Consider the following 13750-nt stretch of genomic DNA (forward strand, 5'->3'; position numbering starts at 1 on the left):
ACGGCGCCGGCACCGCCGCCTTCGTTACGCTCGAAGATCCACGAGCAAGGGATGGACGCCGTGCTGATTCGATTGCTCGGACCCGTCGAGGTGGAGCGCGCGGGCCGGCCCCGGCCCGTGCGGCCCCCGCAGGTCGCGCTCGCGCTCGCCGCGCTCGCCTGGGAGGCCGGCCGGGTCGTGCCGGTCGAGTCGCTGCTCGCCCGCGTGTGGGGCGACCAGGTCCCGGCCGGCGCGCGGCACACCCTCTACACGGTCATCACCCGCATCCGCCGCGAGATCCTCGGCGACGACGGCGCGGTCGTCCACCGGCTCGGCGGCTACCTGCTCGACGTGGACGAGTCCGCGGTGGACGTGTCGAGGTTCCGCGGCCTCGCCGACCAGGCGATGGCCGACCCCGACCCGGCCCCGCTGCTCGGCGAGGCCCTCGCGCTGTGGCGCGGCGACCCGTTGACCGGCCTGCCCGGCGAGTGGGCCGAACGGGCCCGCAGCCGCCTGCGCGACGAGCGCAAGGAGGCCGCGCTGCGCTGGGCGCGGCTGATGACCGGCCGCGACGCCGCCGCGGCCGTCGCGGCGCTGTCGCCGCTGGCCGACGAGTACCCGCTGGACGAGTTGCTGGCGGCCGCGCTCATCGAGGCGCTGCACGCGTGGGGACGGACCGCCGAGGCGCTGGCGCACTTCGCCCGGGTGCGCCAGACGCTGGCCGAGGAGCTGGGCGTCGAGCCCGGCACGGAGTTACGCCGCGTGCACCGGATGCTGCTGCTGTCCGGCGACGCGGCCGAGACCGCCGGCGTGGTCCCCGCCCAGTTACCGGTCGATCTCCGGTTCTTCGTCGGGCGGGCCGCGGAGCTCGACCGGCTGGCCGCCGTCGCGACCGGCGACCCGCCGGCGACCGCCGCGATCTGCGCCATCTCCGGACCGCCGGGGGTGGGCAAGTCATCCCTCGCGCTGCACTGGGCGCACCTGAACCGCGACCGCTTCCCCGACGGGCAGCTCTACGCCGACCTCAGCGGGGTCGACGCCGCCGACGCCGCCGTGATCCTGCCCCGCTTCCTCGGCGCGCTCGGCATCCCCGAGGCGCAGATGCCGTCGGGCGTCGAGGCCCGGGTCGGGCTCTACCGCAGCCTGCTGGCCTCCCGCCGCATCCTCGTCGTGCTCGACGACGCCCACGGCGCCGAGCAGGTGCGCCCCCTGCTGGCCACCGCGCCGGGCTGCATGACGCTGATCACCAGCCGCGCCGAGCTGTCCGGCCTCGCGGTCGCCGAGGGCGCTTCCCTGGTACGGCTGGGCGTCCTGCCCGACGACGACGCCCACCGCCTGCTGGCCGCGCGCCTGGGCGAGCCCCGGCTGGCGGCCGAGCCGGAGGCCACGGAGCAGATCATTGACCGGTGCGGCCGGCTGCCGCTGGCCCTGGCCATCGTCGCGGCCCAACTGGCCGGACGCGCCGACCAGTCGCTGCCCGAGGTCGCCGCCGACCTCGCCCGGAGCGGCGCCGATCTGGAGCCGTTCGCCCACAGCGACCCGGCCATCGACCTGCGCACCGTGTTCGGCCGCTCGTACCGGGACCTGCCCGAGCCGGCGATCCGGCTGTTCCGCCGCCTCGGCCGCCACCCGGGCCCCCACCTGCCGCTCGCCGCGGCGGCGAGCCTGGCCGCCGTGCCGGTGGACCGGGCCAGGGAGCTGGTCGCCCGGCTCGAACGCGCCAACCTGGTCGACGTCCGCGCGCCCGGCCGGCTGCGGCTGCACGACCTGCTGCGCGCGTACGCGGCGGAGCAGGAGCGGGCCGCCGAGAGCCGGTCGGTGCGGCGCGGGGCCACGCGGCGGCTGCTCGACTACTACCTGCACTCGGCGTGCGCCGCGAGCGAGGTCTGCTACCCCCACCGCGAGAAGCTCGACGTGCGCCCCCGGGCGCGAGGGGCCGTGGCGGAGCGCTTCGCCGGGCGGGCCGATGCCCTGCGCTGGTACGCCGACGAGGTCGTGGCGCTGCCCGGGCTGCTGGCGGAGGCGACCGGGGCCGGGCTGGACCGGCACGCGTACGAGCTGGCGTGGGCGTTCGCGGAGTTCATGCAGCGCCGCGGCCCGTGGGAGCAGATCCTGCGCGTCCAGGCCGTGGCGCTGGAGGCGGCCGGCCGGGCCGGCGACCCGCTCGCCCGGGCCCGCTGCCACAACAGCATCGCCCGCGCCCACGCCAGGCTCGGCGGCCACAAGGAGGCGGTCGAGCACTTCGAGCGGGCGGTCGACCTGCACCGGTCGCTCGACGAACCGGTCCTGGAGGCGCACGTCCACCTGGGCCTGTCGGCCTCGCTCACCGTGGTGCGACCCGGCGAGGCGCTGGACCGCCTGCTGGGCGCGCGGGATCTGTTCCGGCGGGCCGGCGACGTCGTCGGCGAGGCGCGGGCGTTGAACAACGCGGGCTGGCTGCGCGCCCAGAACGGCGACCACGAGCGGGCCCTGGCCGACTGCCGCCGGGCGCAGCGCATCCTGGCCGAGCACGGGTACGCCCAGGGCGAGGCGCACGCCTGGGACAGCATCGCGTACATCCTGCAGACCATGGGCGAGCACGCCCAGGCGGTGGTCTGCTACGAGCGGGCGGTGGAGCTGTTCCGCTGGTGCGACGATTTGTACCCGGCCGCCGAGACGCTGGTCCGCCTGGGCGAGGCCCACGTGGCGGCGGGCGACACCGCGGCCGCCCTGGACGCCTGGGAGCGGGCGGCCCGGTGCTACGACGCCGTCGGCGACGCCCGGGCCCGTACGGTACGCGACCGCGTCGCCGCCCATGGTCAGCACGGAGCGGCCGTTGAGAAATCATTGAGAAATCGCTCAGACCTCTGACGCAGTCTCAGCGACGAGCGGCGGGACGGCGACCTCGTGAGGTGAGCCGTCGCTCCCGCCGCGCCGGGCGCGGGAAGCCACGCCCGGAGCGTCGATTGGGAGGTTCCATGCGCGTCATGAACAAGATGGCCGACCGGCTCCTGGAGCTGTTCGCGCCCCACACCGCGGCTCGGGCGACGGACTGCGACTACCAGTGCTGCAACCGGTCCACCAAGAAGTACTGCTGCTACTACCCGAGCGGCGGCCAGCACTGCGGCGGCTGCGTGTCCACCAGGGACTGCGCCTGACGGCACCCCTGGACGCACGTCCCCGCGACGCGCGCGGGCCGCGGCCCCCAGGCCGCCCGCGCCCGTCCCCACGGTGACGAGCCCGTCGCGATGACCGTGCCCGGCGGCGGCCGTCCGCCGCCGGGCACACCCTCATGATCTTTCGACACGGAGGTGTCCTGTGCCCTATCTGATCGCCATCGTGGTCGTCGTGGGCCTCCTGTGCCTGGTGGACCTGCTGCTGACCCTCGGGGTGGTCCGGCGGATCAAGGAGCACACGAAGCTCATCGACGCCCTGTACGAAGTCGTCGCCTCCGGCGGCATGCCCGGGACGAACGCCGGCCTGGCCGTGGGCGAGGCCGTCGGCGACTTCGACGCGACCACCGTGGACGGCGACCACGTGACGCGCGACGGCCTGGCCGACGGCACCGTCGTCGCGTTCCTGTCGCCGGACTGCGCGGGCTGCCGGGAGCAGCTCCCCGAGCTGGCCTCCTGGGCGGCCGGTCAGGACCGCTCCCGCGTGGTGGCGGTGGTCGACGGCCGCGAGGGCGACGTCGCCCACCTGGTCTCGACGCTGTCGCCCGTGGCGCGGGTGATCGTGGAGGACGCGACGCCGCCGCAGGTCGCCGAGGCGTTCAAGCTGCAGGCGTTCCCGACCTTCTACCAGGTCGGCGCGGGCGGCAGGCTCCTCGCGACGGTGCCCAAGGTCTCTCGGCTGCCGGCCGGGTCGCCGGCGTGACCAGCCGCCGGCCGGACGCGCCGCCGGCGCCCCACGGCCTGGCGGGATGCGCGGTCCGCGCGGCCGGGATGGTGTGGCGGGCGGCGCCGGCCCACGTCCTCGGGTACATGGCGGTCACCCTCGTGGGGGCCGCCGCCCCGGTCGCCCTGGCCTGGCTGACGAAGGCGGTGCTGGACGGCCTGGCGCACGGCCGGACCACCGTGCTGCTCGGCCTGGCGGTGGCGATCGCCGTCGTGACGACCGTCGCCGCCGCGGCCGCGCACGCCACGCAGTACGTACGCGCCGAGGTGGACCGCCGGGCGGCGCTGCGCGCCAAGGACGAGCTGTTCGCGGCGGTGACCCGCTTCACCGGACTGGCCCGGTTCGAGAGCCCCGCCTTCCTGGACCGGCTGCGCCTGGCCCAGATGAGCGCCGCCAACCCGGGCAGGCTGGTGGACACCGCCACCTCCGCCACGCGCAGCGCGGTGACCGTCGCCGGGTTCGTCGGCTCCCTGGCGCTGATCAGCCCCGTGTTCACCGCCCTGGTCCTGTTGTCGGCCGTGCCGGCGCTGTTCATCGAGCTGCGCATGTCGCGCCGGCGGGTCGCGATGCTGTGGCGGATCGGGCCGGCCGAGCGCCGTGAGGCGTTCTACGCGCAACTGATGGCGACCGCGGACGCCGCCAAGGAGATCCGCCTGTTCGCCCTCGGCGACTTCCTGCGCCTTCGCATGCTGGCCGAGCTGCGGACCGCCGACGCCGCCCGCCGCCGGACGGACCGGCGGGAGTTCGTCGTGCAGGCGAGCCTGTCGGCGCTCTCGGCGGGCGTGGCCGGCGTGGGACTGGTCTGGACGATCCTCGCGGCCGGGCGCGGCGAGCTCGGCGTGGGGGACGTGGCGATGTTCGTCGCGGCGGTCACCGGTGTCCAGTCGGCGCTGAACATCATGGTGTCGGCCGGGGTGATGGCCCACGAGCAGCTCCTGACGTTCCGCCATCACGTCACGATCGTGTCCGCCGGGCACGACCTGCCCGAGCCGCGCGACTCCCGGTCGCTTCCCGCGCTGCGCCGCGGCATCGAGCTGCGCGACGTGTGGTTCCGCTACGGAGAGGACCATCCGTGGGTCCTGCGCGGCGTCGACCTGTTCATCCCGCACGGCTGCACGGTCGCGCTCGTCGGCCTCAACGGCGCCGGCAAGAGCACGCTGGTGAAGCTGCTGTGCCGGTTCTACGACCCGACGCGTGGCGCGATCCTGTGGGACGGTGTGGACATCCGCGACGTGCCGCCGGAGACGCTGCGCTCCCGTGTCGGCGCGGTCTTCCAGGACTTCGTGGCGTACGAGCTGACTGCGGCCGACAACATCGCGGTGGGTGACCTGGGCGCCGCCCAGGACCGGACGCGGATCGAGCGGGCGGCGCGGGAGGCCGGGGTTCACGACGCCGTCGCGGCCTTGCCCCGCGGCTACGACACGCTGCTGAGCCGCGAGTTCGACCAGGACCCGGAGGACGAGGCGGATGCGGAGGACTCGTTCGCGGGGGAGCCGGCCTCGGAAGGGTCGGCCTCGGGTGTGCTGCTCTCGGGTGGGCAGTGGCAGCGGCTGGCGCTGGCGCGGGCGTTCCTGCGCAGCGACCGGGACCTGATGATCCTCGACGAGCCCAGCTCCGGCCTCGACCCCGAGGCCGAGCACGAGATCCACAGCCGGCTCGCGCTGCTGCGGTCCGGCCGTACCAGTGTGGTGATCTCCCACCGGCTCGGCGCGATCCGTGAAGCCGACCGGATCGTGGTGCTGGGCGACGGGCGCGTGACCGAGGAGGGCACGCACGCCTCGCTGCTGGCGGACGGCGGCGCTTACGCCCGGTTGTTCACCCGGCAGGCCGCCGGCTACCGGGACGACGTCGCGGAGCCCGTCGGCGCTTCGGAGGCCGGGACGGGGGTGGCGCGGTGATCGGCGTCGTCGTGGTGGCGGCCGCGTGTGTCGTCGTGGCGCTGGCCGTGGTGTGGGTGCTGCGGCGGCGGTACGTGGTGGTGACCGTTCACGGGGAGAGCATGCTGCCGACGTACCGGCCGGGGGAGCGGCTGGTGGTGCGGCGCGCGTCGGCCCGCTCCCTGCGCGGCGGGCAGGTCGTGGTTCTCGCCGGTCACGCCCACCGGCCGCGCGCGGACGGAACGCCCGGGGACGAGGCGGGGGAGGAGGCGTGGAAGAGCCCGCGCTGGATCGTCAAGAGGGTGGCGGCCGTGCCGGGCGACCCGATACCGCGGGAGACGGTGCCGGCGCTGCGCACGGCGCCGGGGACGCGGGTGCCTGACGGCCACCTGGTGGTACTGGGCGACAACCCGGACAGGTCCCACGACTCCCGCCACGCCGGATATATGACGACGGACCGCCTTCTCGGCGTGGTGCTCCGCAAGGTCGGCCAGCCATGACACACGCCTCGTGGGAGGCTTGACCGCGACCGGGAGACTTGACGGTGATCGGGGGACGCCCCGAGGGCCTCGCTGATACCTTTCATGCAGTGTTGACGCGTTCTGGGGGGCCAGAGTGAACCAACCGCTGATGGACGACGATCCGCGGCGGCTGGGCCCGTACGACATCACGGCACGCCTCGGAGAGGGCGGCCAGGGCGTCGTCTACCTGGGACGGACGGCGACCGGCGAACAGGTCGCCGTCAAGCTCCTCCACCACGGCCTGCTCAGTGACCCCGAGGCGCGGACCAGGTTCCTGCGCGAGGTCGAGCTCGCCCGGCGCGTGGCCCGGTTCTCCACCGCGCCCGTGCTCCACGCCGACCTCGCGGGCCGGCGGCCGTACATCGTCAGCGAGTACGTTCCCGGGCCCTCGCTGCGCGAACTGGTCACCGGGGAGGGGCCGCGCCGCGGCGCCGCGCTGGAACGCCTGGCGATCAGCACCGCCACCGCGCTGGCCGCCATCCACCGCGCGGGCATCCTGCACCGGGACTTCAAGCCCGCCAACATCCTGATGGGGCCGGAAGGTCCCGTCGTGATCGACTTCGGCATCGCCCGCGCTCTGGACGCGCCGGGCGTCTCCTCGACCGGATCGACGATGGGAACCCCGTCCTACCTCGCGCCGGAGCAGCTCGGCGGGGAGGCGGTGACGGAGGCGGCCGACGTCTTCGCATGGGGCGTGACCATGGTGTTCGCCGCCTCGGGACGCCCCGCGTTCGGCGCCGACTCCACCCCGGCCGTGATCAACCGCATCCTCAACCAGGAACCGATGCTCACCGGGCTGGACGGGACGCTGCTCGCCCTCGTCACCGCCGGCCTGTCCAAGGACCCGGCCCGGCGACCCAGCGCGGAGGACCTGGTCGCCGGACTGACCTCCCACCCCGGGCGCCCCCTCGGGCGGTCGCTGCCGCCTCCCGAACACCCTGCGCCGCCCACCGCCCTGGCCGGCTCAGGGGCGCCTCCCGGGCGGCCCGTGGACTCGCCGACGGCTCGGGGCCGAAGCCGCCGCCGTACGCTGGCCGTCACCATCGCCGGCGGCGCGGCGGCGGCGGCGCTCCTCGTGACGGTTGCGGTGCTGGTCAAACCCGGCGGCGACGACCCGGTCGGCTCGTCACCCGCCGTGGCGGAGACGACGTCCCAGCCCTCGGCACGACCCACCACGGCCGCCGCCACGGCGGCGTCCCCGGCGATGTCCACGAAGAAGGAAAGCCGGACCCCGCCCCCGGCCCCCAAGCGGACGCCCCACTTCAGGACCCCGGCCCCGACCGCGAAGCCCGCCCGCACGGGCAGACACGTGGTCACGCCGCCCAACGACGAACCCCGGCGCGACGCGACCACCGACCCCACCGCCGACACCGTCCCCGACCGGGCCCCCGAGACCACCGCCGCCCCACCCCCGCCATGGCAGCAGCCCACCCTGGAGAACCCGTTCACGTGCATCCCGCAGACATGCTGATCCTTCGCGGCTGAGCTGACCGGGACCGGCGAGACGCGACCTTCTTCTCGCTCCGCCGAACGGCCGGCGGAGACGTAGGCGCGAGCGTTTCCTGCCGGTGGCGCGGTCGATGGCGAGAATCCGTTGGAAGTTGTCGATCCAGCCCATGGGAGCCGGTGGCGGGCCGCCCTAACGTGGCCGGCACGCCCTCACCTCAGAACGGAACGCGACCTCCCATGTCCATCATCATGCCCATCGTCATCGGACTGATCGCCGTCACCCTCGTCTCCCTGATCCCCGAGCCGCAGCGCCGCCTCGTCAACGCCGTGCTGGTCGCCGGCGCGGGCGCCGCCTACCTCAGCGGAGGCGGCCTCGGGTACGCGGAGTTCATCCTGCCGATCGTCATGACCTACGTCGCCTACCGCGGGCTCAGCAGCTGGACGTGGATCGGCATCGGCTGGCTGCTCCACACCACCTGGGACGTCCTGCACCACCTCGGCGACAGCCCCCTCCTGCCCTTCGCCCCGCTCTCCTCCTTCGGCTGCGCCATCTGCGACCCGGTGATCGCGCTGTGGTGCTTCGCCGGTGGGCCGTCGGTGCTGGGCCGACTCCGCGACCGCCTGTCCCGCAGGGCGGAGGACGCACCGCAGGTCTGACCGCTGCATCAAGCCAGGAGATGGGCCGTGGGATCGGCGACCGTCCATCCATGACTGTGGGCTGTGATCAGCTCTCGGATGAGTCCGCGGGTATCAGGGTCGCGTTCGGCGATCGCTCGCAGGGTTCCGGCTGCTCGTCCGACGCGCTCCACGATCGCCGCGATGACGTCGATCGTCTCGCCTTCCTGGCCGGTGTACGACTCGAAGCCTGGTTCAGGTTGGAAACACCCCCACCAATCGAGCAGGACGCAAAGGGCGATGCGCCTCGGCAGTCCGGGATGGTCGGCGATGACCTCCAACAACAGGTCGGTCCCTGCGACGGCGGCCGGGTAGAGCGTCCCCGCGTGGTCGTTTCCCAACGCCGACCGAATTCCGTATCCCTCGTCCCGGTCACTGCTCGCGCTGCCGAGCAAGTCGTCGAAGGCTTTCACGATGTCCTCAGGCCGGTACCACTTCGGCCCAGGAATGGCCGCCCAGTCCACAGCCTGTGGATTCATGCGGCCACCATAGACCGTGGCGCGACAATGCGTTTCCGGAAGCGGCCGTGCTGGAGGGGCAGGAGTTGCGTGCGGTCGAGCTTCTCGAGTACGTGGGAAATGACATGGCTCAAGGCACGGTGGCGGTCAGTTTCGTCTTTCGGGACGGCCGGATAACGGTCTACAACGCGCTGGACGAGAACGGCATCGACTTCGAGCCGCCGGGCTGCCGAGATGTCCGCCACATCGCGGGAGAAGCGAGCGACACGTAGGCGGCCTGAAAGGTCGGTGTTCTCCACGACCGGCCAGTCGCCGTCCGCGGCGGCCCCACGGCCGGGCGGCCGGCCGGGCGATGTGCTCCCGGCCGGCCGCCGGCCCCCGTGGTGTTACGGGCGTACTCGTCCAGCGGCTGAAGCGGCTGCCGCCTCAGCCGGAGAAGACGGCGCTGTGGACGTCCACCGGGTTGGCGGTGTCGCCGGTGGCGACGCTGTACGTGGCCGTGAAGCCCGTGCCGGTCGAGACCAGGCCGGTGTAGTCCCCGACCAGGCGTCCCGCGCTCGTCGCCGGGACCTTCCGCGCGTCGAACGGCCCCTCGATGTGCTGCTCGCGCCACGCCCCGGGCGTCGTGCAGCTCTTGGCGCACGTCACGGCCCAGAAGTCGGTGGGCAGGGTGGCGGGGTCGGACGTGTTGTTGCGGAAGTCGTAGTACGTGACCGCCACGGTCCCCGTACGGGACACCGCGACGGCCGGCACGGCGGCGGAGCCGGTGGGCGTCCGGTCCACGCGGACCGGGCTGGACCACTTCTTCCCGCCGTCGGTCGACCGCGAGTAGGCCACGTGGAAGGTGCCGTCGGAGTCCTGGCTCTGCCAGACCGCGTTCACCACCTGGGTGCCCGGCTGGGCGGCCAGCAGCGGCAGGGAGGCGTTACGCACCGGGTCTCCCGAGTTGTCGGGGTCCGGGATGCGGGGGCCCACCGCGAGCGGGGCCGGAACGTTCAGCGTCGGCGCCGACCAGGTGCGGCCGCCGTCGGTGGAGCGGATGACCTGGGTGGCGCCCTCGGTGTCGGTCTCGTGGTGCATGCCGATCAGCAGCGTCCCGTCCGGGAGCGGCACGAGCTGGGTGCCGATGACGCCGCTGTTGGTGGGCACGTCGTACACCTTGCTGGTGGTCCAGGTGCGTCCGTCGTCGGTCGACTTGGCCAAGTAGATCGGCTGTACCCAGTTCTCGGTGGTGTCGGTCGACTGGTTGTCGATGCGGTCCCACACCGCGTAGATCACGCCCGGGTGGTACGGGTCCGCGGTCACCGAGGGGCGGTCGTTGAAGAACCGCGGGTTGTCGTCGCGCTGCAGGGTGACCGGCGTGTCCCACGTCCAGCCGCCGTCAGCGGACCGGGAGACCAGGATGGCGGTCACGTCGCCGGTACGGGACAGAGAGAACGACGCGGCCACCGCGGTGCCCGTCGGTGCGACCGTGACCCAGTTGTCGGTCGTGACGTCGTAGTCCCCGCCGTTGGCGGTCGTGCCGCCGTTGCACCGGGAGAAGGCGGGCAGGTTCTCGGACGGCTGCCAGGTGCGGCCGTAGTCCTCCGACACGGCGGTGACCGCGCCGTTGCTGCCGTACCGGTTCCAGCGGTCCTGCTGGAACACCGTGACGAGGTGCCACGGACGGTTGGGGTCCCGCGCCAGCATGGGCAGGACCTCGGTGTTGGGGTTCAGCGTGTAGCCGTCGGCGGGGGGAAGCCCGCAGTTCGCGGGCAGCGGGCTGAAGCCCGAGACGGGCCGTACGGCGGCGGACGTGGGAGATGCGGCATCATCCGCGGAAGCGGGCTGGGCAACGGCGCAGGCCAGCAGGACGGCCGCTGCGACTAAGGATGCCCTGGAGCGTCGGATCACGTGCTTTCCTCATCTTCGCTGTGACTAGAGGGCGCGTTACCGCCTCGCCTGGGCGCGGGGCGTACCCGGTGAGCCAGGCAAACGATCAAGGGCAGGGTACTGCAGAAGATCAGTTTCGTCCTGTCCGTTATTCATGACTGCGGTGGAGAGGTCTCGTCAGCGCGGGCAAGTCCACCCTGACTCGCTCGACAGGCGAGGCCGGATCGAGGAGATCGGCAGGGCGGCGTTCTGGACCGAGCGCGGCGGCTCGGCCACGATGAGGCCATGACGGGAAGCGGATCAGCGGGCGGAGGAGCAGGCTCCGGTTTGAACTGGACAGCGGTGAGCGCCATGGCGGGTGCGATCGCGGCCGTGGTCGCGCTGATCGCCTACCTGGCGCCGCCGACTCCGGTTCCACAGCCCCAACCCCAGCCGCAGCCCGACACGGTGGTCCCCACTCCGGCCCCGGAGTCATCGTCTCCGGACCCGGTCCCCACCCCCCGGCATACGTCAAGGACCCGGCGTCCCACGCATGAGCCCAGCACGCCCGAACCGCCGCCGAGCCCCACTTCCGAGGTGCCGGACTCGTCCCCACTGGTGGCACCGGTCCGGCCCGGCGGCTGCGACGAAGCGGCGGAGGCGCTGACCGCATACCGCCGGAACGCCGGGACCGTCCGCAGCAGCCAGGCGGCGGCGGCTCAGCAGGCGGGCCAGGACCTGATGAGCGCGGTCCTCGACGCGCAGGGAGTGGTGGGACAGAAGATCAGTCTGCTGTCCCGCGAGTTCCAGGAGCTGAACTTCCGCCTGACCGGCATGGTCGTCAGCGACCCCAACGAGGTGATCGCGGACATCAACACGGACATCGCGGAGCTCAACCGGCTGTGCAAACCCACCTGAGAACCCCCGTGGCGCCCCATCAGGTCGTGTCGACGACCTCTTCCACCGCGCTGCTTCCGCTGCCCGGGCGGGACTCCCACTCCCATGACTCGTCCAGTCGCAGACGTCCGTCGGCCAGCACCGTGATGCGGGATACGCAGTGACCGCTGGAGGTCTCGCCCGCCAGGTTGAGCTGGGTGTAGCGGAAGTCGACGCGGTCGCCGTCGAGGGTGCCGACGAGGAAGCCGCGACGGACTGAGCCGCCCGCGTAGGTGCCCCAGATCTCGCTGCCGTCCTGGTGATAGGTGAAGATCGTCTCGGTGCCGACCTCGCCGCCTGCCACATCCGCGACCGCGCGGAAGCGGCGGCCGTCCAGTGAAGGAACCGTCATGAAAGCCTCCTGCCGAGGACCCGGTTGCCCGGGCGAAGTGCCCAGGAGGCGAGGGTGCACAGCGCGAAGAGCGATGTGTAGGCGACGTGGTACCACGCCGAGCCCGACACCAGGTGAGAGGTGACGGCGCCGGAGAAGTTGAAGAACGCGCCCGCGTACGCCCATTCCTTCAGCCGGGTGAATCCCGGCAGCAGGATCGCCGCGGGCGCCAGCACCTTCCAGAAGCCGATGACGTACAGGAAATACCCGGGGTAGCCCAGGGCCACCATGCCTCCGACGGTTTCCGGGCGATGAATCAGGTCGGCCACACCACCGCTCAGCAACGCGCCCGTGAAGCTCAGTGAGACCACCCAGAAGGCGATCGTCGTCGCCGTGTTTCGCCGCGGAACGCCCGGGAACAGATCGGCGGCGGAGTACGGCGCCGGGTGGCGGCGGCTCGCCGGCCGCAGCGCCCAGGAGATCATCGTGATGGCGGCGAAGCCCAGCGGGCCGATGCCCGTGCCGACGTTGCCCACGAAGAAGTGCGAGGCCGCGGCGCCCGTATAGACGAAGATCGCTCCCGCGTAGACCCATTCCTTCAGCCGGGGGAAGCGCCGGGCCACCAGGATGAGCGCGCCGGGGATCTTCCACACCCCCAGGATGACGGCCACGTACCACGGGTAGCCCAACTGCCGCTCCAACACGTCACGGACGTAGTCGGTCCGCAGCACGTCCCACACGCCGCCCACCGCCGACTCCAGAGCGATGATCGCCGTGGTCAGCCAGTAGAGGATGCCGCGAACGCGGGAGCCGGTGTCGGAATCGAGGACGCGCATCGGCGTGATCGTCTTCGCGCCTTCGGACAAGGCGTACTCCTCTCGGGTCACACCAACGGCCGTCCGCTGGTCATGACCATGACTCCGGAAACCCGAAGAATGTGACCACTCCCGCTGTCACATTTCCGCCGCGCGCGGAGTCATGGAGGCGACGGAACGGGCCCGGCCGCGTCTCTCCGAGGCTCTCCCGCCGGTCGCCGTCCACGAGCGGGGATCACCTGCCCCGGCAACCCTCTTTCCACGAACCCGGAGGGATTCGTCCATGAAACTCACCGTCTTCGGCGCCAGTGGCGGCGTCGGCCGGCAGTTGCTCGACCAGGCTCTGGCCAAGGGGCACGACGTGACGGCCGTCGTACGGAATCCGGCCAAGCTGGACGGCAAGCCGGTCCGCGTCGTGCGTGCCGCCGACCTGGCCACGGCCGACGTCGGAACCCTGCTGCCCGCCGTCGAAGGAGCCGACGCCGTTCTGTCGGCGCTCGGCCCGCCGAACAACGCCGCGGCCGGGGTGGCCTCCAGAGGCACCAGGGCGATCCTCGCCGCGATGCGCGCCGCCGGGACCCGTCGGCTGGTCGTGGTGAGCGCCGCGCCGGTGGGCACCACCCCCTCTCCCGGCCGTCCCAACCCGCCCCGGCACGACCCCGGCGACGGGCCGTTCCTGCGCTACCTGGTGTATCCGATCGTCAAGGCCGCGCTCCGTCCGCAGTACCTCGACCTGGCCGTCATGGAGGACGACGTGCGCGACAGCGGCCTGGACTGGACGGTGCTCCGGCCGGTGCAGCTGACCGACAAGCCGGTGACCGGCGCCTACCGGACGGCGGTGGGACAGAACGTGCCGGGCGGCCGGTACGTCTCACGCGCCGACGTGGCCCACGCCATGCTCGCGGTGCTCGACCGGCCGGACACGGTCGAGCAGGTCATCGGCATGGCTAACTGACCCCCTCATCACCGACCACAAGGGAGA

At 72.9% G+C, this 13750-nt stretch carries 14 protein-coding genes; 10 read left to right on the plus strand and 4 right to left on the minus strand.

Annotated features, from left to right (window positions below; translation table 11 throughout):
- The first annotated feature begins 60 nt into the window (after positions 1-60).
- The 7 genes from HD595_RS19860 to HD595_RS19890 all read left to right on the plus strand — a co-directional run bounded on the left by HD595_RS19860 (position 61) and on the right by HD595_RS19890 (position 8359).
- Positions 61-2829 (plus strand): ATP-binding protein, encoded by a 2769-nt coding sequence (locus HD595_RS19860; RefSeq protein ID WP_253771151.1) that lies wholly within the window; start codon positions 61-63, stop codon positions 2827-2829.
- Positions 2830-2936: 107 nt separating this feature from the next.
- Positions 2937-3116: a hypothetical protein gene (locus HD595_RS19865; protein WP_253771153.1), complete on the plus strand. Its 180-nt coding sequence runs from the start codon at positions 2937-2939 to the stop codon at positions 3114-3116.
- Between the two features lie 160 nt (positions 3117-3276).
- The gene (locus HD595_RS19870) at positions 3277-3834 is read left to right on the plus strand and encodes a TlpA family protein disulfide reductase (protein ID WP_253771154.1); all 558 of its coding nucleotides are present in this window, start codon (positions 3277-3279) and stop codon (positions 3832-3834) included.
- Positions 3831-5753, plus strand: coding sequence for an ABC transporter ATP-binding protein (locus HD595_RS19875; RefSeq protein ID WP_308211188.1), 1923 nt, complete (start codon positions 3831-3833; stop codon positions 5751-5753). Before HD595_RS19870 ends, HD595_RS19875 begins: the two co-directional genes overlap by 4 nt.
- Complete coding sequence (locus HD595_RS19880; protein ID WP_253771156.1) at positions 5750-6232, plus strand: S26 family signal peptidase; 483 nt, start codon at positions 5750-5752, stop codon at positions 6230-6232. Before HD595_RS19875 ends, HD595_RS19880 begins: the two co-directional genes overlap by 4 nt.
- Before the next feature lie 115 nt (positions 6233-6347).
- The gene (locus HD595_RS19885; protein ID WP_253771158.1) at positions 6348-7724 is read left to right on the plus strand and encodes a serine/threonine-protein kinase; all 1377 of its coding nucleotides are present in this window, start codon (positions 6348-6350) and stop codon (positions 7722-7724) included.
- 215 nt (positions 7725-7939) lie between these two features.
- A complete protein-coding gene (locus HD595_RS19890; protein WP_253771160.1) occupies positions 7940-8359 on the plus strand; it encodes a DUF6010 family protein in 420 nt (139 codons plus the stop codon).
- Positions 8360-8367: 8 nt separating this feature from the next.
- Here HD595_RS19890 and HD595_RS19895 read toward each other — a convergent pair whose 3' ends face one another.
- Entirely contained in the window at positions 8368-8856 is a 489-nt protein-coding gene (locus HD595_RS19895; protein WP_253771162.1) for a hypothetical protein, read from the minus strand.
- A 47-nt stretch (positions 8857-8903) separates the two neighbouring features.
- Between HD595_RS19895 and HD595_RS19900 the strand changes: the two genes are divergently transcribed.
- Positions 8904-9107 carry a hypothetical protein gene (locus HD595_RS19900; RefSeq protein WP_253771164.1) on the plus strand — a complete coding sequence of 68 codons (204 nt, stop codon included), beginning with the start codon at positions 8904-8906 and terminating at the stop codon, positions 9105-9107.
- A 154-nt stretch (positions 9108-9261) separates the two neighbouring features.
- Here the strand turns inward: HD595_RS19900 and HD595_RS19905 are convergent, their stop codons facing one another.
- Complete coding sequence (locus HD595_RS19905; protein ID WP_253771166.1) at positions 9262-10728, minus strand: sialidase family protein; 1467 nt, start codon at positions 10726-10728, stop codon at positions 9262-9264.
- A gap of 576 nt (positions 10729-11304) precedes the next feature.
- Between HD595_RS19905 and HD595_RS19910 the strand changes: the two genes are divergently transcribed.
- The gene (locus tag HD595_RS19910; protein WP_253771168.1) at positions 11305-11604 is read left to right on the plus strand and encodes a hypothetical protein; all 300 of its coding nucleotides are present in this window, start codon (positions 11305-11307) and stop codon (positions 11602-11604) included.
- A gap of 19 nt (positions 11605-11623) precedes the next feature.
- On the opposite strand, the gene HD595_RS19915 is transcribed toward HD595_RS19910, so the two are convergent.
- Positions 11624-11974: an avidin-fold protein gene (locus HD595_RS19915; protein ID WP_253771169.1), complete on the minus strand. Its 351-nt coding sequence runs from the start codon at positions 11972-11974 to the stop codon at positions 11624-11626.
- Positions 11971-12819, minus strand: a complete 849-nt coding sequence (locus tag HD595_RS19920; protein WP_253771171.1) for a DoxX family protein — start codon at positions 12817-12819, stop codon at positions 11971-11973. Before HD595_RS19920 ends, HD595_RS19915 begins: the two co-directional genes overlap by 4 nt.
- 232 nt (positions 12820-13051) lie before the next feature.
- On the opposite strand from HD595_RS19920, the gene HD595_RS19925 reads away from it, so the two are divergent.
- On the plus strand, positions 13052-13723 hold the full coding sequence (locus HD595_RS19925) for an NAD(P)-dependent oxidoreductase (RefSeq protein WP_253771173.1): 672 nt from the start codon (positions 13052-13054) through the stop codon (positions 13721-13723).
- Positions 13724-13750 lie beyond the last annotated feature (27 nt).

Source organism: Nonomuraea roseoviolacea subsp. carminata (genome assembly GCF_024172185.1).
GTDB lineage: Bacteria > Actinomycetota > Actinomycetes > Streptosporangiales > Streptosporangiaceae > Nonomuraea > Nonomuraea roseoviolacea.

What these genes read in the sequence shown, in the direction of transcription:
- HD595_RS19865 (WP_253771153.1), top strand. Translation starts at nt 2,937, where the DNA reads ATGCGCGTCATGAACAAGATGGCCGACCGGCTCCTGGAGCTGTTCGCG.
- HD595_RS19925 (WP_253771173.1), top strand. Translation starts at nt 13,052, where the DNA reads ATGAAACTCACCGTCTTCGGCGCCAGTGGCGGCGTCGGCCGGCAGTTG.
- HD595_RS19890 (WP_253771160.1), top strand. Translation starts at nt 7,940, where the DNA reads ATGTCCATCATCATGCCCATCGTCATCGGACTGATCGCCGTCACCCTC.
- HD595_RS19915 (WP_253771169.1), bottom strand. Translation starts at nt 11,974, where the DNA reads ATGACGGTTCCTTCACTGGACGGCCGCCGCTTCCGCGCGGTCGCGGAT.
- HD595_RS19895 (WP_253771162.1), bottom strand. Translation starts at nt 8,856, where the DNA reads ATGAATCCACAGGCTGTGGACTGGGCGGCCATTCCTGGGCCGAAGTGG.